At 69.6% G+C, this 15,823-nt stretch carries 20 protein-coding genes; 8 read left to right on the top strand and 12 right to left on the bottom strand.

What is annotated here, in order from left to right; all coding sequences use genetic code 11:
• The first annotated feature begins 53 nt into the window (after positions 1-53).
• From M2165_RS10130 to minE, 4 genes are all read left to right on the top strand, one after another.
• Complete coding sequence (locus M2165_RS10130) at positions 54-1,340, top strand: solute carrier family 23 protein (protein WP_280814519.1); 1,287 nt, start codon at positions 54-56, stop codon at positions 1,338-1,340.
• A gap of 125 nt (positions 1,341-1,465) precedes the next feature.
• Positions 1,466-2,227, top strand: a complete 762-nt coding sequence (gene minC / locus M2165_RS10125; RefSeq protein ID WP_280814518.1) for a septum site-determining protein MinC — start codon at positions 1,466-1,468, stop codon at positions 2,225-2,227.
• Positions 2,228-2,301: 74 nt separating this feature from the next.
• A complete protein-coding gene (gene minD, locus M2165_RS10120) occupies positions 2,302-3,117 on the top strand; it encodes a septum site-determining protein MinD (protein ID WP_280814517.1) in 816 nt (271 codons plus the stop codon).
• Positions 3,118-3,120: 3 nt separating this feature from the next.
• The gene (minE, locus tag M2165_RS10115; RefSeq protein ID WP_280814516.1) at positions 3,121-3,399 is read left to right on the top strand and encodes a cell division topological specificity factor MinE; all 279 of its coding nucleotides are present in this window, start codon (positions 3,121-3,123) and stop codon (positions 3,397-3,399) included.
• Between the two features lie 46 nt (positions 3,400-3,445).
• On the opposite strand, the gene M2165_RS10110 is transcribed toward minE, so the two are convergent.
• Both M2165_RS10110 and M2165_RS10105 read right to left on the bottom strand, forming a co-directional pair.
• Positions 3,446-4,369: an alpha/beta fold hydrolase gene (locus M2165_RS10110; RefSeq protein WP_280814515.1), complete on the bottom strand. Its 924-nt coding sequence runs from the start codon at positions 4,367-4,369 to the stop codon at positions 3,446-3,448.
• Positions 4,370-4,577: 208 nt separating this feature from the next.
• Positions 4,578-5,180 (bottom strand): TetR family transcriptional regulator C-terminal domain-containing protein, encoded by a 603-nt coding sequence (locus M2165_RS10105; RefSeq protein WP_280814514.1) that lies wholly within the window; start codon positions 5,178-5,180, stop codon positions 4,578-4,580.
• Between the two features lie 166 nt (positions 5,181-5,346).
• Between M2165_RS10105 and M2165_RS10100 the strand changes: the two genes are divergently transcribed.
• Both M2165_RS10100 and M2165_RS10095 read left to right on the top strand, forming a co-directional pair.
• Positions 5,347-6,291: a CysB family HTH-type transcriptional regulator gene (locus M2165_RS10100; RefSeq protein WP_280814513.1), complete on the top strand. Its 945-nt coding sequence runs from the start codon at positions 5,347-5,349 to the stop codon at positions 6,289-6,291.
• A 102-nt stretch (positions 6,292-6,393) separates the two neighbouring features.
• On the top strand, positions 6,394-6,660 hold the full coding sequence (locus M2165_RS10095; protein WP_280814512.1) for a hypothetical protein: 267 nt from the start codon (positions 6,394-6,396) through the stop codon (positions 6,658-6,660).
• A 72-nt stretch (positions 6,661-6,732) separates the two neighbouring features.
• Here M2165_RS10095 and M2165_RS10090 read toward each other — a convergent pair whose 3' ends face one another.
• Complete coding sequence (locus M2165_RS10090; RefSeq protein ID WP_280814511.1) at positions 6,733-7,179, bottom strand: RcnB family protein; 447 nt, start codon at positions 7,177-7,179, stop codon at positions 6,733-6,735.
• A 151-nt stretch (positions 7,180-7,330) separates the two neighbouring features.
• Here M2165_RS10090 and M2165_RS10085 point away from each other — a divergent pair, with 151 nt between their 5' ends.
• The gene (locus tag M2165_RS10085) at positions 7,331-7,969 is read left to right on the top strand and encodes a GDSL-type esterase/lipase family protein (RefSeq protein ID WP_280814510.1); all 639 of its coding nucleotides are present in this window, start codon (positions 7,331-7,333) and stop codon (positions 7,967-7,969) included.
• Between the two features lie 9 nt (positions 7,970-7,978).
• Here M2165_RS10085 and M2165_RS10080 read toward each other — a convergent pair whose 3' ends face one another.
• The 4 genes from M2165_RS10080 to M2165_RS10065 are packed head-to-tail and all read right to left on the bottom strand — an operon-like array spanning position 7,979 to position 10,047.
• Positions 7,979-8,521, bottom strand: coding sequence for a class IV adenylate cyclase (locus M2165_RS10080; protein ID WP_280814509.1), 543 nt, complete (start codon positions 8,519-8,521; stop codon positions 7,979-7,981).
• Positions 8,521-8,901 (bottom strand): hypothetical protein, encoded by a 381-nt coding sequence (locus M2165_RS10075; RefSeq protein ID WP_280814508.1) that lies wholly within the window; start codon positions 8,899-8,901, stop codon positions 8,521-8,523. Before M2165_RS10075 ends, M2165_RS10080 begins: the two co-directional genes overlap by 1 nt.
• A complete protein-coding gene (locus tag M2165_RS10070) occupies positions 8,898-9,509 on the bottom strand; it encodes a cob(I)yrinic acid a,c-diamide adenosyltransferase (RefSeq protein WP_280814507.1) in 612 nt (203 codons plus the stop codon). The genes M2165_RS10075 and M2165_RS10070 overlap by 4 nt, the downstream gene beginning before the upstream one ends.
• Before the next feature lie 37 nt (positions 9,510-9,546).
• Complete coding sequence (locus M2165_RS10065) at positions 9,547-10,047, bottom strand: DinB family protein (protein WP_280814506.1); 501 nt, start codon at positions 10,045-10,047, stop codon at positions 9,547-9,549.
• Between the two features lie 87 nt (positions 10,048-10,134).
• Here M2165_RS10065 and M2165_RS10060 point away from each other — a divergent pair, with 87 nt between their 5' ends.
• Positions 10,135-11,559 (top strand): FAD-linked oxidase C-terminal domain-containing protein, encoded by a 1,425-nt coding sequence (locus M2165_RS10060; protein WP_280814505.1) that lies wholly within the window; start codon positions 10,135-10,137, stop codon positions 11,557-11,559.
• Between the two features lie 157 nt (positions 11,560-11,716).
• Here M2165_RS10060 and M2165_RS10055 read toward each other — a convergent pair whose 3' ends face one another.
• The 5 genes from M2165_RS10055 to M2165_RS10035 all read right to left on the bottom strand — a co-directional run bounded on the left by M2165_RS10055 (position 11,717) and on the right by M2165_RS10035 (position 15,774).
• Positions 11,717-12,619, bottom strand: a complete 903-nt coding sequence (locus tag M2165_RS10055) for a CsgG/HfaB family protein (RefSeq protein WP_280814504.1) — start codon at positions 12,617-12,619, stop codon at positions 11,717-11,719.
• 109 nt (positions 12,620-12,728) lie between these two features.
• Entirely contained in the window at positions 12,729-13,676 is a 948-nt protein-coding gene (locus M2165_RS10050; protein WP_280814503.1) for a ParB/RepB/Spo0J family partition protein, read from the bottom strand.
• Positions 13,676-14,248: an alpha/beta fold hydrolase gene (locus M2165_RS10045; protein WP_280814502.1), complete on the bottom strand. Its 573-nt coding sequence runs from the start codon at positions 14,246-14,248 to the stop codon at positions 13,676-13,678. The genes M2165_RS10050 and M2165_RS10045 overlap by 1 nt, the downstream gene beginning before the upstream one ends.
• Complete coding sequence (locus M2165_RS10040; protein ID WP_280814501.1) at positions 14,245-15,153, bottom strand: ParA family protein; 909 nt, start codon at positions 15,151-15,153, stop codon at positions 14,245-14,247. Before M2165_RS10040 ends, M2165_RS10045 begins: the two co-directional genes overlap by 4 nt.
• Before the next feature lie 6 nt (positions 15,154-15,159).
• Positions 15,160-15,774: a LysE family transporter gene (locus tag M2165_RS10035; protein WP_280814500.1), complete on the bottom strand. Its 615-nt coding sequence runs from the start codon at positions 15,772-15,774 to the stop codon at positions 15,160-15,162.
• Between the last annotated feature and the right edge of the window lie 49 nt (positions 15,775-15,823).

The following is a 15,823-nucleotide window of genomic DNA, read 5'->3' as shown; positions in this document are numbered from 1 at the left end:
CGGCACGGGCTTCATCGACCACAATCACGCCCCATCACAAGAGGAGAAAAGAAATGTTCCATTGGACTGAAAAGCCGGTCTCCACCCTGGCCGACGGCGCGGTCATCGCGCCCGACGAGCGCCTGCCCTGGCTGCAGACCGGCGCCATGGGCGTGCAGCACGTGATCGCGATGTTCGGCGCCACGGTGCTGGCGCCGATCCTGATGGGCTTCAACCCCAACATCGCGATCCTGATGAGCGGCATCGGCACGCTGATCTTCTTCCTGGTGACGGGCGGCCGGGTGCCGAGCTACCTGGGCTCGAGCTTCGCCTTCATCGGCGTGGTGATCGCGGCCAGCGGCTACGCGGGCAAGGGCCCGAACGCCAACATCGCGGTGGCGCTCGGCGGCATCGTGGCCTGCGGGGTGGTCTACATCCTGATCGGCGCGATCGTGCAGGCCATCGGCACCGGCTGGATCGAGCGCTTCATGCCGCCCGTGGTCACGGGCGCGGTGGTGGCGGTGATCGGGCTCAACCTCGCCAACGTGCCGGTCAAGAACATGGCGGCCGGCAACTTCGACGCCTGGATGCAGGCCCTGACCTTCCTCTGCGTGGGCCTGGTGGCGGTGTTCACGCGCGGCATGCTGCAGCGGCTCCTGATCCTGGTCGGGCTGATCCTCGCGACCGTCGTGTATGCGGTGCTCACCAACGGCCTGGGGCTGGGCAAGCCCGTGGACCTCAGCGGCATCGCCAGTGCGGCCTGGTTCGGTCTGCCGACCTTCACCACGCCGGTGTTCACGGCCAACGCGATGCTGCTGATCGCGCCGGTGGCGATCATCCTGGTGGCCGAGAACCTCGGGCACCTGAAGGCGGTCACCGCGATGACGGGCCGCAACCTCGATCCCTACATGGGCCGCGCCTTCATCGGCGACGGCATCGCCACGGTGGTGAGCGGCGCCGCGGGCGGCACCGGCGTGACCACCTATGCCGAGAACATCGGCGTGATGGCGGCCACGCGCATCTACTCGACCGCCGTGTTCGTGGTGGCGGCGGTCATCGCGCTGGTGCTGGGCTTCAGCCCCAAGTTCGGCGCGCTGATCCAGGCCATTCCGCTGCCGGTGATGGGCGGCGTGAGCATCGTGGTGTTCGGCCTGATTGCGATCGCGGGCGCCAAGATCTGGGTCGACAACCGGGTCGACTTCTCGCAGAACAAGAACCTGATCGTGGCCGCGATCACGCTGATCATCGGCACCGGCGACTTCACCTTGAAGTTCGGCGACTTCGCGCTCGGCGGCATCGGCACCGCGACCTTCGGCGCGATCATCCTCTACGCGCTGCTGGGCCGGACGCGCAACGCCTGAAGCCCGCGAAAGTGAAACGCGGTGCAAGAAATGTTCTCCAGAGTGGGTGAAGACGGGCCCCGCCTTCGGCCGGAAGCCCGCGCCCGTTAGACTCCAACGCTTTTCGCACCGACGTTTTCCCACCCATGGCCGATGTCTCCGCCGCGCGCACCAAGGCGGTTTTCGAATTCAAGAGCGCCACGCTGCCGCTCATCGCAGTGATCCTCAAGACGTCCGACCTGGGCGTGCTGGCCGAGGCGCTCGACGCCCAGCTGGCCGACTCGCCCGACTTCTTCGACCAGGAGCCGGTGGTCATCGACCTCTCGCTGCTGCAGGGCGACGAAGGCGGCGAGCCCGGCGTGATCGACTTCGCGGCGCTGCGCAGCCTGCTGGCGCGCCACCAGACGCAGCCGATCGCGGTGCGCGGCGGCAACGACGCGCAGAACGCCGCGGCACGCGCCGCCGGCCTGTCGCTGACCGCCATGCCGGTGGCGCCCGCGCCGCGCGCGCCCGCAGCGCCGGCCCCCGCGCCTGCCAGCGAAGCGCCGCAGATCGTGCGCGAGGTGCCGGTGCCGGTGGGCGGCACGCTCCTGATCGACAAGCCGCTGCGCTCGGGCCAGCAGGTCTACGCACGCGGCGGCGACGTGGTGGTCACGGCGGTGGTGAGCTTCGGCGCCGAGGTGATCGCCGACGGCAACGTGCACGTCTATGCGCCGCTGCGCGGCAAGGCGATCGCGGGTGCGCGCGGCAACACCGAGGCGCGCATCTTCTCGACCTGCATGGAAGCGCAGCTGGTGGCGATCGCGGGCATCTACCGCACCAACGAAGTGCCGCTGCCCGAGGCCGTGCTCGGCAAGTCGGCGCAGGTGCGGCTCGATGGCAAGAAACTGGCGATCGACCCGATCTGACATGGCCCCCCTGGGGCGGCCCGGCGGCGGCCGCATCGCACTGAATAGCAACTGAACATAGAGAAGGAATGGCAATGGCCAAAATTGTGGTGGTGACCTCTGGCAAGGGCGGCGTCGGCAAGACCACGACGAGCGCCAGCTTCGCGTCGGGCCTGGCGCTCGCGGGCAAGAAGACGGCGGTGATCGACTTCGACGTGGGCCTGCGCAACCTCGACCTGATCATGGGCTGCGAGCGGCGCGTGGTGTACGACCTGATCAACGTGATCCAGGGCGAGGCCAACCTGAGCCAGGCGCTGATCAAGGACAAGCAGTGCGACAACCTGTTCGTGCTCGCGGCCTCGCAGACGCGCGACAAGGAAGCGCTCACGCAGGAGGGCGTCGAGAAGGTGCTGACCGACCTCGCCGCGATGGACTTCGAGTACATCGTCTGCGACTCGCCCGCGGGCATCGAGACCGGCGCGATGATGGCGATGCACTTCGCCGACGAGGCGCTGATCGTGACCAACCCCGAGGTATCCTCGGTGCGCGATTCCGACCGCATCCTGGGCATGCTCAGCAGCAAGACCAAGCGCGCGAAGGAAGGCGGCGACCCGATCAAGGAGCACCTGCTGATCACCCGCTACAACCCCAACCGCGTGGCCGGCGGACAGATGCTCTCGCTGGAGGACATCCAGGACATCCTGCGCATCAAGCTGATCGGCGTGATCCCCGAGTCGGAGACCGTGCTGCAGGCCTCGAACCAGGGCATCCCGGCGATCCACGACAAGGACACCGACGTGGCCAAGGCCTACAGCGACGTGGTGGCGCGCTTCCTCGGCGAAGACCGCCCGATGCGCTTCGTCGATGCGGAAAAGCCGGGCTTCTTCAAGCGAATCTTCGGAGGCAAGTAGGCCATGTCCTTTTTCTCGTTCCTGCTCGGCGAAAAGAAGAAGACGGCCAGCGTCGCCAAGGAGCGGCTGCAGATCATCCTCGCGCACGAGCGGTCCAGCCTCAGCGGCAAGCGCCGTCCCGACTACCTGCCCGACCTGCAGCGCGAGCTGATGGCGGTGATCTCGAAGTACGTGTCGATCAATGCCGAGGACATCAAGGTCCACCTGGAGAAGCAGGACGACCTCGAGGTGCTCGACATCAAGATCGAGCTGCCCGACCCCTCGCCCACGCCCGCACGCTGAGGCGCGAAGCGGGACGCGCCGCCGCGGCGTCGTCCCGGACGCGCGCTCAGGCCTGCGCCAGGAAGCGCGCGACCTGCCGCACCACGCCCTCCTCCTTGAGGATGCGGCGGTGCCCGAGCCCCTCGGTGGCGACCAGCTGCGCGCCCGCGATCGCGTCGCGGTAGGCCTCGGCGTCGGCGAAGCGGTTCACGCGGTCGTCGCGGTCGTGCACGATCAGCGTCGGCTGCACGATGCGCGGGCCGACCGCCGCGGGTTCGAGCTGCTGCATCAGCACCCCCTCGCGCGCCTCGAAGCGGCGCTGCATCGCGAGCCGCGTCGCTTCGCTCAGGCCGAAGGTGTGGGCGAAGTAGCGCGTGTATTCGCGCGGCGATGCGGGCGGCGCCAGCAGCACCAGCCGCTCGACCGCGAGCCCCTGCGCCGCCGCGAGCCCGAGCGCATTGGCGCCCAGCGAATGCGCCACCGCGGCGCGCAGCGCATGGCCGTCGGCCGCGAGCCGGGCCGCCACGTAGCCGATGGCGCGCGCGAACTGCGGCGAGTTGCTCGTCGTGCCCGCGCTGCGGCCGTGCGCGGGCAACTCGAGCAGCACCGGGCGCAGGCCGGCGTCGGCCACCGCCTCGGCGAGCCCCAGCATCTGCCCCGCGTGCCCGCCCCAGCCGTGCACCAGCAGCACGAGCGGCGCCGACTCGGCCGACGAATCCTGCGCGGCCAGGTGGTAGAGGCCGAGGCTCGCGTCCTCGAAGGCCCAGGCTTCGCGCCGCCAGCCGGCGCCCGGGCCCTGGCCGCGGTAGAGCCACTTGGGCGGCAGCGGCGTGCCGAACAGCCGGTAGGCGGCCCGCACGCCCAGCGCGGGCCAGAGGCGCTGCGAGGTGGTCAGGCCGAGCCGCAGCGCGCGCATCGTGCGGCTCGGGCGGTAGTAGTTCGACTGGGCGGCGTGGGTGGCGGCCGCGGAAGAGGTGGTGGTGCTCGTCATGCCGGGGGCTTCCGCGTTCAGTACCAGACCCAGTCCTCGTTGCTGCGCGGCAGGGTGCGCAGCGCATCGCGGACGGCTTCGGTGCCGATGGCGCCGACGTAGACGGCAAGGCAGAGGGCAATGATCAGCATGGTGCTTCTCCTAGTTATCGCACGGTCGTGCGAAATATGGGCAAAGAAAGACGGGCGAATTGCCTGCGGGCCGTGGCTCAGGCGCGGTAGCTGGAAAGAAGCCGCTGCCAGGTCTGCCTGGCGCGGTCGCCGGCCTGGGCGTCGCGCAGGAAGCGCGCGTCGTGCAGCAGGCCGATGATGATGGCGTTGAGCTCGCTCACCACCTGGGCGGGATCGGTATCGGCGCGCAGCTCGCCGGCGTCGACCGCCTGCAGCACCGTGCGGCGCAGCGCGGCACGCCAGCGCGTGATCTCGTCGAACAGCAGGTCGCGCAGTTCGCCCTCGCGGTCGTCGAACTCGAAGGCGCCGGCGGTGTAGATGCAGCCGGTCTCGGCCTCGACGTCGCGCGTGCGTGCGATCCAGCGCTCGACGATGTCGTTGAGCCGCGCCAGGCCCTTGGGCTTCTGCATGGCCGGCACGAACACGTCGGCCAGGAAGCGGCGGCCGTATTCCTCGATCACGGCCTTCTGCAGCGCCTCGCGCGAGCCCACGCGCGAGAACACGCCGCTCTTGGACAGCGCGAGCCGGTTGGCCACCGCCTGCAGCGTGATGGCCTCCAGGCCTTCGGCGAGCGCGAGGTCCATCGCCGCGCCGATGATGGCGGTGCGGGTCAGTTCGCTCTTCTGGGTCTTCGCGTCCATGGCGGGCACTTTAGCACATGCGTGCGAAATTGCAACCCGCGTTTTACGGGCGTGGCGCCTGCGAAGGCTCACAGATGATTTGCGCATGTGGAACCAACCAACGCATCGTTCCCCCTGCCCGGGCTTCTGCCGAGAATCGCCGCTCTCCGACGATTCTTCGCGCCAGATGAACTTCCAACAGCTGCGCTCGGTGCGCGAGGCCGTGCGCTGCGGCTTCAACCTGACCGAGGTCGCCCACCACCTGCACACCTCCCAGCCGGGCGTGAGCCGGCAGATCCGCGAGCTGGAGGAAGAGCTCGGCATCGAACTCTTCGTGCGCGCGGGCAAGCGGCTGACCGGCCTCACGGAGCCCGGCAGCCACGTGCTGCCGATCATCGAGCGCATGCTGCTGGAGAGCAGCAACCTGCGCCAGGCGGGGCAGGAGTTCGTGGCGCAGCAGAGCGGGCTGCTTTCGGTGGCGGCCACGCATTCGCAGGCCCGCTATGCACTGCCGGTGGCGGTGCAGGAGTTCCGCCAGCAGTTTCCGAACGTGAAGCTGCACCTGCACCAGGGCTCGCCCAAGCAGATCGCGCAGATGCTGATCGACGGCGAAGCCGACGTGGGCATCGCGACCGAGGCGCTCGGCGACTATCCGCAGCTGGTGGCCCTGCCCTGCTACCGCTGGACGCATTCGGTGATCGTGCCGCGCGGCCATGCGCTGCTCGAGGCTCCGCTGACGCTGGAGGGCCTCGCGCGCCATCCGCTGATCACCTACGACAGCGGCTTCACCGGCCGCTCGCGCATCGACCAGGCCTTTGCGCAGCGCGGCCTCGCGCCGAACATCGTGCTCGCCGCGATGGATGCGGACGTAATCAAGACCTACGTGCAGCTGGGCATGGGCGTGGGCATCGTCGCGGGCGTGGCCTACGAAGCCGAGCGCGACACGCAGCTCGGTGCCATCGACGCGGGGCGGCTGTTCGGCATCAACCTGACGAAGCTCGCGGTGCGCCGCGGCAACTACCTGCGCCGCTACGTCCATGCCTTCATCGCGTCGTTCGCGCCGACGCTCACGCGCGCCGTGGTCGAGAAAGCACTCCTGGGTGGGGCCGAAACCTCCCACTACGAGATCTAGCGCTTTTCGACGACGGGGCAGCACGCTAAAAAAGAAGCATGCAGCTTCACACAGGGAGCGTACATTCGGGCTAATTCCTCGGCTTTCCGGAACGGATCAGCAATGGCATCTCTCCCGCAGCAGCAGCAGCAACAGCAGGCCAAGGCCGCCCAGAGGGCCGCCGACGCCGCCGAACAGCGAGAACGCCTCCGGCGGGCGCTGCCCGCCACCGTGGAACTGCTGCAGAGCCGCCAGGCCGACCGCATCGACGACCGCGACATCGATGCCTACGTGAGCCTGAACTGGCTCGAATGGCACGGCGGCGGCCTGCGGCTCACGATCACGGGGCGCAACGTCTGCGCGCAGTCGCTGCCCGCCGTCGCGGCCTGATCGAGAAAAAAAGGCCGCCACAGGCATGCGCCTGCGGCGGCCTCGACGCCCGGGGTGCGAGTTGGGCGGCGTTTACTGGTTGCCCACGATGATCTGGGCGATCAGGCCGGTGGCGATGGCCGCGAGCACGTAGTCGCCGCCCACGCCCACCCACTGGTAGCCACGCGGCGGAGGCTGCAGGTGGTAGGCACGCCAGTCGTTCACCACGTAGTTGCGGCCACGGTATTCGTGCGGCACGCGCCCGCCGCGGCGCCATTCAGCATGCGGCTGCGGATAGCCGCGGCGATCGAAGTGGCGGCCGGGACGATCGTCGTCGCGGTCCCAGCCGCGGCCGCGGCGATGCTCGTAGCGATGATGATCGCGGTCGCGGTCACGCTGTTCATAGCGGCCGTGGCCATGGCCGTCGCCGCGGTCGTGGCCGCCATGGCCCCGGTCCTGCGCGAAGGCGCTTCCTGCGGCCATGCACATCGCGAGTGCTGCGGCGGCCACGGCGGCGATGCGCTTTGAATTGACGATCATCTGGAACTCCTTCGTGCGTTGATGACGGGTCCATTCTGGGCGCCGCTTGTGTCTGGCCTGGATGCGTCAGGTCGCGGTCAGGTGAAATCCCGTAAGCGCAGGTATCCGCACGGCGCTTCGTCCTTCACGGACGCGTTTAAGCTCGCGCACCATGCAGCGACGCCACCTCCTCCACCTGCTGGCCGCCGTGCCCGCCACCGCCCTGCTCGCCGCCTGCGGCCGGCGCAAGGCTTCCAGCGTCACGCTCAAGGCCGATGCGCGCGTGCTCGCGATCGGCGACAGCCTCACCTTCGGCTACGGCGCGCCGTCCGAAGCCGCGTGGCCGGTGAAGCTGGCCGAGCTCACCGGCTGGCAGATCGAGAACGCCGGCGTCAACGGCGACACCTCGGCGGGCGCGCTCGAGCGCCTGCCCGCGCTGTTGTCGGCCGCGAGCTACGACGCGATCCTGATCGGCATCGGCGGCAACGACATGCTGCGCGGCGTGCCGCCCGCGGCCACGCGCGACAACCTCGCGGCGCTCGTGCAACAGGCGCGTGCGCACACGCCGCACGTCGCGCTGCTCGCCACGCCCGCGCCCGACGCGATGCGCGCGGCCGTGGGCTCGCTGAGCGATGCACCGTTCTACGAAGAGGTCGCGCGATCGCAGCAGGCGCTGCTCGTGGCCGACGTGTATTCGCGCGTGCTGTCGGATGCCGCGCTGCGCTCCGACCGCATCCATGCCAATGCCGAGGGCTATGCGCGCATCGCGCAGCAGCTCGCCGAGCGTCTCCAGGCTGCCGGCTGGCGCTGAGGCCGCGGTTCAGCGCGCCTGTTGTTGTTGCTGCTGCTGCTGCATGAGCAGATCGACGTAGGCCCCCTGCAGCAGCTGTTCCTGCGCCACGCCGAGCTGCGCCATGAGCGCATGGGCTTCGGCAATGCCGGCCTCGGCCGGTTCGCCGTCCTCGAGCACCACCTCGAGTTCGAGGAATTCGCCCAGTCCCTCGACACGGTCGAGATGCACCCGCGTGCGGCCCACGATGAAGAGGCGCCGCTGCTTGCGCACGCGCCCGGCCTGGCCCCAGGCCAGCGTGAGCGATTCGCGCAGCGCGTCGGGCGTGGTGGTGGGCGAGATCAGGTAGAACGATTCCTTCGGTCCGCGGGTGTTCGCGCGCCGGTAGAAGATGAGCTCGGCGCGTTCGGGCGCGAAGCTGCGCAGCTTGAGGCGGTCGGCGCCGTCGCGGCAGTGGAAGAAGGTGTCGTCCTGTGCGATCTCGACCGGGCCCTGGTCGGCGAGCCGCGCAGCGATCGCCGCCACGCGCTCGATGCTGTCGATGCGCGCCTTGATCTCGACGTTCCGCGCCATCAGGGCGCGGCGCCCTGCGGGCCGACCGGCGGCGGCGCGGCGCGTCCGCTGGAGCCCGGCGCGAGCTTGCGGCCGAAGGCCTCGCCCACGCGGCGCACGGGCCGGCTGGCCTTCTCGGAGACGTTGTTGACGCCGCGCCGCGTGGCGTTCTCGGCGCGGTCGATGCCGCGGCCCGCGGCGTTGGTGCCGCGCTGCACGCCGTCGATCACCTTGCTGTCGCGCGGCGGCGGCTTGAGCGTGTGCGCGGGCTGCGTGCGCGGCGGGCTGTCGGCGCTCTGCGCCTGCGCGGGGGCGGCCGCGAGCCAGAGCAGCGCGGCGCCGGCGGCGAGCGCGCAGGCGCGGCCGCGGATCTTCGTCGTCGTGGTTTGCTTCGTCGTCATCGTGGACCTCCTTGATCGTCCTCCTGCGCCACGCCGGTCGCCGCGGCCGCAGCGGCGCGCGCCATGCGCTCGCTCTTCCAGTAGACGTCGTCGCCGCCGTTCATGCGGTTGAGCACGCGCGCGAGCACGAAGAGCAGATCGCTGAGCCGGTTGAGGTACTGGCGCGGCGCGTCGTTGAGCTCCTCGACGGCACCGAGCGCCACCACGGCACGCTCGGCGCGGCGCGCGATGGTGCGGCACACATGCGCGAGCGAAGCCGCGCGCGTGCCCGCGGGCAGGATGAATTCGGCCAGCCGCGGCAAGGCGGCGTTGTGCGCCGCGAGCGCGGCGTCGATCTGCAGCAGCGCCTCGGGCTTGAGCAGCGTGAAGCCCGGCATCGAGAGCTCGCCGCCGAGGTTGAAGAGCTGGTGCTGCACGTCGACGAGCAGCTCGCGCACGGCCTCGGGCATGGGCTCGCAGAGCAGCACGCCGATCTGCGAATTGAGCTCGTCCACGTCGCCCATGGCATGCACGCGCAGGTGGTCCTTGGGCACGCGGCTGTTGTCGCCGAGGCCGGTGGTGCCGTCGTCGCCTGTGCGGGTGGCGATCTGCGAAAGGCGGTTGCCCATCTGCGCTCCTGTCGTGGGTTCCAGTGGTTCAGTGGGGCTACGCGGCCGCTGCGGCCGCGTCGATCTTGCCGGCCAGCCACTGCAGGCCGGCCAGGTGCTGCTGGTCATGGCTGCAGAGGTAGTGCACCAGGCTGCGCATCGTGAGCGCTCCGTAACCCTCGAACACGGCCGTGCGCGCAAGCTGCGCGTCGCTGAGGCCGGAGAGGATCTCCATCGTCTGCGCGCGCGCCGCGCGGAAGTCGGCCAGCACTGCCGCCGCATCGGCGGCGCCGTAGTTGCGCGCGATCGCGAGCGGTTCGCTGTCGATCGAGGCCAGCCGGGGCCGGTGCTCTTCGAGCGTGCGGCGAAAGCGCAGGTGGTAGCCCTCGATCTCGATGTCGCGCACATGGCAGAGCTGCTCGATGGCCGTGAAGGCTTCGCTCGGCACGCCGTCCCACGAGGCGGGCGCCCAGTGCCGGAAGGCGTGGGGAATCGCGGCGTAGTGGGCTTCGAGCTGCGAAGGGAAGGCAGCGAGCGCTGCGAGGGTCGTAGGGTTCATGGCAAGTGTCCGAAGCGGATTATGGTGCGCGCTCCGTAAAATGGCCGCTGCTTCCCCAAGGCCCCATTTCTATCCAGGAGACACGCGATGAATGCCCCGACCACCACCTCGCACCTGCTGCCGGAGCTTCATCTGCGCGACGTTCCCGACGCCCTGATCGATGCACTCAAGACCCGCTTCGGCGCCAACTGCTCCACCGCGATGGCGGTGCGCACGCAGCACGGGCGCGACGAGTCCTCCTTCGATGCGCCGCCGCCCTCGGCCGTGATCTTCGCCGAGAGCACGCAGGACGTGGCCGATGCGGTGAAGCTCGCGAGCGAACACAGCGTGCCCGTGATCCCCTTCGGCGTCGGCTCCTCGCTCGAAGGTCACCTGCTCGCGGTGCAGGGCGGCATCAGCATCGACGTCTCGCGCATGAACCGCGTGCTCTCGGTCAATGCCGACGACCTCACGGTCACGGTGCAGCCCGGCGTCACGCGCAAGCAGCTCAACGAGGAGATCAAGAGCACGGGCCTGTTCTTCCCCATCGACCCCGGCGCCGACGCCTCCATCGGCGGCATGACGGCCACGCGCGCGAGCGGCACGAACGCGGTGCGCTACGGCACGATGCGCGAGAACGTGCTCGCGCTCGAAGTCGTCACGGCCAGCGGCGAAGTCATCCGCACCGGCACGCGCGCCAAGAAATCGTCCGCGGGCTACGACCTCACGCGTCTCATGGTCGGCAGCGAAGGCACGCTCGGCGTGGTGACCGAGGTCACGCTGCGCATCTATCCGCTGCCCGAAGCGGTCTCGGCCGCGATCTGCTCGTTCCCGAGCATCGAGGCCGCGGTGCGCACCACCATCGAGACCATCCAGCTCGGCGTGCCGATCGCGCGCGTGGAGCTGATCGACGTGAACACGGTGCGCATGGTCAACGCCTACGCCAAGCTGAACCTGCGCGAGGAACCGATGCTGCTGATGGAGTTCCACGGCTCGCCCGCGGGCGTGAAGGAACAGGCCGAGACGGTGCAGGAGCTCGCGAGCGGCCACGGCGGCAATGCCTTCGAATGGGCCAGCACGCCCGAGGAACGCACGCGCCTCTGGACCGCGCGGCACAACAGCTATTTCGCGGCCGTGCAGTCGCGCCCGGGCTGCCGCGTGATCTCGACCGACACCTGCGTGCCGATCTCGCGCCTCGCCGACTGCCTGCTCGATTCCGTGGCCGAGGCCGATGCGAGCGGCATCCCCTACTTCCTCGTCGGCCACGTGGGCGACGGCAACTTCCACTTCGGCTATCTGCTCGACCCGAACATCCCCGAGGAGCGCGTGAAGGCCGAGGCGCTGAACCAGTCGCTCGTGAGCCGCGCACTGGCGCTCGAGGGCACCTGCACCGGCGAGCACGGCGTGGGGCTGCACAAGATGGACTTCCTCGTGACCGAGGCGGGCGCGGGTGCGATCGACATGATGCGCACGATCAAGCGCGCGCTCGATCCGAAGAACATCATGAACCCCGGAAAAATTTTCCAGCTCTGATCGCGGCCCGCAGAAGCGGGCTGACCGGACGCGAAGGACGCGAAGATTTCGCGAAGGACGCAAAAGGAAAGAAGGAAGGATCCGAAGATTCCTTCTGTCTCTTTCGCGCCCTTCGCGTGACCTTCGCGTCCTCTGCGTCCGGAAGTCCGAATTCGGCTTACCTGCGGCGGCGCGCCGGCGCCGGCTGCTCGGGCGGCACGTAGGTCTGCGAAGGCGCCGCGCCGCCGTCCACGCCGAGGCGGCCGCCGCCGCCCAGGCCCTGGCCGCGCACCGTCTGCGCCTTGTAGCTGCGCAGCGAACGGACCATCTGGTTGAAGGCGTCCATGAACGCCGCGGCGATGACTTTGCCCTGCGCGGTGTTGGTGTAGCCGCCCAGGCCGCCGGCGCCGCTGCGGCCGGCCAGGCCGCCGAAGCCGCCGAAGTCGGTCTTCGAGGCGCTGCCCTCGGAAGCGGCCACCTGCACGCCCGAGCGGTTGTCGATCAGCGTCAGCAGCGCCGAGGCTTCCTTGGTCTGCAGGCTGCCGCCCACCGCCGCGAGCGCGCGGCCGCGGCCACCGCCCACCAGGCCGCCGAGCGCGCCGCCCAGGCCGCCGGCATCGCTGTTGCTGAAGACGATCTCGGGCGAGAGCCCGTAGTCCGAGGCCACCATCTGGCCGCGGCCGAAGTTGCTGCCGCCGCGCATCTCGCCCGACTGCATCAGCGCGCGCTCGCGCGTCATCGCGTTCATGCCGGCCGCGCCGCGCTCGACCACCACGAAGCAGTTCGATTGCTGCACCAGCAGGCGCAGCAGGTTGGCGGTGGGCGGCAGGCGGTACTCGCCCGTCAGGATGGTGTACCAGCCGGCATTGACGTTCTCGATCAGCGAGACGGTGCCGAGCGGCGATTCGCAGCGCTCGAGCTGCCCGCTCTCGCCGGCGGTGGCCGAACCGGCCGCGCTGCCGGTGGCCATGGTCTTGGCGGACTGGCTGCCCATCTGCATGTCGGTGGTGACGCAGCCGCCCAGCAGCAGCGCGGCCGCTGCCGCGGCCGAGGCCGAGGCCGAAAACCGGATGAATTTCATGGTGGACTCCCTCTCTCTCCAGCAACTAGGTTAAAAATCCTAGCGGCGAGGATACGCGTAAAAGATTGCAAGAATCAATTGCGCGAACGAAGGAGTCCGGGCCCGCGAACTAGGCCGTTCGTCGGATCCGTTCGATCAGCCCGTTCAGGGCCTCGATGGAGCCGAAGTGGATCGCGAGCTCCCCGCTCTCCTCGATCCTGCCGCCGCGCTTGCTGCGCTTCTTGATCCGCACCTCGACCTCGGCGGTGAGCAGGTCGGCGAGCTCTTCCTCCACCCGCTGCAGGTCGCGCGACTTCTCGGCGTCGTTGCTGCGGCGCGAAGGCGTGAGCGTGAACTCGGCCGCCAGCTTCTTCACCAGCGCCTCGGCTTCGCGCACCGACATCTTCTTGGCGGCGATCTGGTTGGCCGCGGTGATCTGGGTGCCGCGGTCCAGCGAGAGCAGCGCGCGCGCATGGCCCATGTCGATGTCGCCGGCCATCAGCATCTGCTGCGCCGGTTCGGCCAGGTTCAGCAGGCGCAGCAGGTTGCTCGCCGCGCTGCGGGACCGGCCCACGGCCTGGGCCGCGGCTTCGTGAGTGAGCCCAAACTCTGAGACCAGGCGCTGCAGGCCCTGGGCTTCTTCGAGCGGATTGAGGTCTTCGCGCTGGATGTTCTCGATCAGCGACATCGCCGCCGCGGCTTCGTTGGGCACGTCGCGCACCAGCACGGGCACGCGGTCGAGGCCCGCGAGCTTCGCGGCGCGGAAGCGGCGCTCGCCCGCGATGATTTCGTATTCGGCGTTCTTGGCGGCGGCGGAATCGGCATCGAGGCGGCGCACCAGGATCGGCTGCATGATGCCCTGGGCCTTGATGCTCTCGGCCAGTTCGTAGAGCGCGCCCTCGTCCATGCGGGTGCGCGGCTGGTAGACGCCGGCCACCATCTGGTCGAGCATCAGCGTGTTCGGCGCCTGCGCGGCCGCGCCCTCGCCCGCGCCGGTGGGATCGGCCGAGGGTGCCGCGGTCGGGCCCAGCAGCGCTTCGAGGCCGCGCCCCAGCCCCTTGGGTTTCTTGGTCGCCATCAGTGCGTGTCTTTCGAGAGGTCGTTCAACAGTTGCCGGCCCTCGGGCCAGTCGCCCAGGCCGGATTCGGCATTCAGGTGGCCGCCGCGGCCGGCGTCGACGAAGCGCGCGCCCCAGTCGGCCGCCATCTGGCGCGAGCGCGCGGCGTCACAGTAGGGATCGTCGTTGGCGGCGATCAGCAGCGCCGGGAACGGCAGCGGCTGCCGCACGATCGGCGCCCAGCCGGGAATCAGCTGGTGCAGGTCCTCGCGTTCGAGGTCGCCCGGCGCCACCAGCAGCGCGCCGCGCACCTTGTGGGTGTTGCGCGAATGCGCGGCCCAGGCGGCCACGAGGATGCAGCCCAGGCTGTGGGCGGCGAAGACCACGGGGCCGGGCGCCGCGAGCACTTCTTCCTCCAGCCGCGCGGACCAGTCGCCCCGCAGCGGCCGCATCCAGTCATGCTGCTCGACGCGCAGGTCGCCGTGCAGCGTTTCCCAGACGGTCTGCCAATGGCCGGGGCCGCTGTTCTGCCAGCCCGGCAGCAGCAGGACGCGCGGCGCCGCGGCCGGCGTATCGACGGTGCGGGTGTTCACGCGCTCTTCTCGCTCGCCGCATCGGGCGCGGCGGCGGGCGCCAGCACGTCCTCGGGCAGGGCCAGATGCGGCGCGGCCATCGGTGCGATCGGCGGCGCCGCGGCGGTCGAGGCGAAGGCGCTCGCGGGCGGCATCTTCTGGACCAGCTCGCTGGCGAAGGCCACGAAGGCCTGGCTGCCGCGCGCCGACGGGTCGAACACCACGCCCGGCAGGCCGTAGCTCGGCGCCTCGGCGAGCCGCACGTTGCGCGGGATCACGGTGTCGAACACCTTGTCGCCGAAATGCGCCTTGAGCTGCTCGCTCACCTGCTGCTGCAGCGTGATGCGCGGATCGAACATCACGCGCAGCAGGCCGATGATCTGCAGGTTCTTGTTCAGGTTGGCATGCACCTGCTTGATGGTGTTGACCAGGTCCGTCAACCCTTCGAGCGCGAAGTACTCGCACTGCATGGGCACGATCACGCCATGGGCGGCGCAGAGGCCGTTGAGCGTGAGCAGGCTCAGGCTCGGCGGGCAATCGATGAGCACGAAGTCGTACTCGGCGCCCACGGCCGCGAGCGCGGTGCGCAGCCGCTTCTCCCGGCGGTCGAGCGCGACCATCTCGACCTCGGCGCCGGCCAGTTCGCGGTTGGCGCCCAGCACGTCATAGCCGCAACCGCCCTCCTCGAGCCGCTCGGCCTTGACGCGCGCCTCGGCCACGGAGGCCGATTCGAGCAGCACGTCGTACACCGTGAGTTCGAGCTGCCGCTTGTCGATGCCCGAGCCCATGGTCGCATTGCCCTGGGGATCGAGGTCGATCATCAGCACCCGCTGGCCGACCTTGGCGAGCCCCGCCGCGAGGTTGACCGTGGTGGTGGTCTTGCCGACGCCGCCCTTCTGGTTGGCAATGCAGAAAATCTTGGCCATGGGAGATCAGCGGGAGATGGCGAGCTTGACGCCGAAGGCGATGAGGAAGACGCCCGCGAGCTTTTCGAGCGTGGCCGAAATGCGCGGATTGGCACGGATGCGCTCGGCGAGAAAGTGCGTGAGCAGCGTCGAGGTCAGGCCGTAGAGGAAGGTCAGCACCGCGATGGTGAGCGCCATGGCGCCGAAAGTGACCAGCCCCTGGTGGCGCGCCGGGTCCACGAACAGCGGAAAGAAGGCCATGTAGAACACGATCGCCTTGGGATTGAGCAGGGTGATCGCGAAGGCCTGCCGCAGGAAATGGCTCGGGCGGATGTGGAGGATCGGTGCCGAACCGGGCTTGGCGAGCAGCATCCGGGCGCCCAGCCAGGCCAGGTAGGCAGCACCGAGCCACTGCACGGCGGTAAAGGCGGCCGGGTAGGCAGCCAGCACGGCCGAGACGCCTGCGACCGCCGCCCACATCAGGCACTGGTCGCCGAGGATCACGCCCGTCGTGGCGGCCAGTCCGCCCTTGATCCCGCCCTTGCTGGTCGAGGTGATCAGCGCCAGGTTGCCCGGTCCGGGAATCAGGAGAAAGAGGACGATGGCGGCGACGAAAGCGCCGTAGTCAGCGATGCCGAACATGGGATTTGCCTCGGAGAAAGAGAGCCAGGGGGAGGCGTCGAGTCTAAGG

It is taken from the genome of Variovorax sp. TBS-050B (genome assembly GCF_029893635.1).
Classification (GTDB): Bacteria; Pseudomonadota; Gammaproteobacteria; order Burkholderiales; family Burkholderiaceae_C; genus Variovorax.
This window is presented reverse-complemented; position numbering and strand designations above follow the sequence as displayed.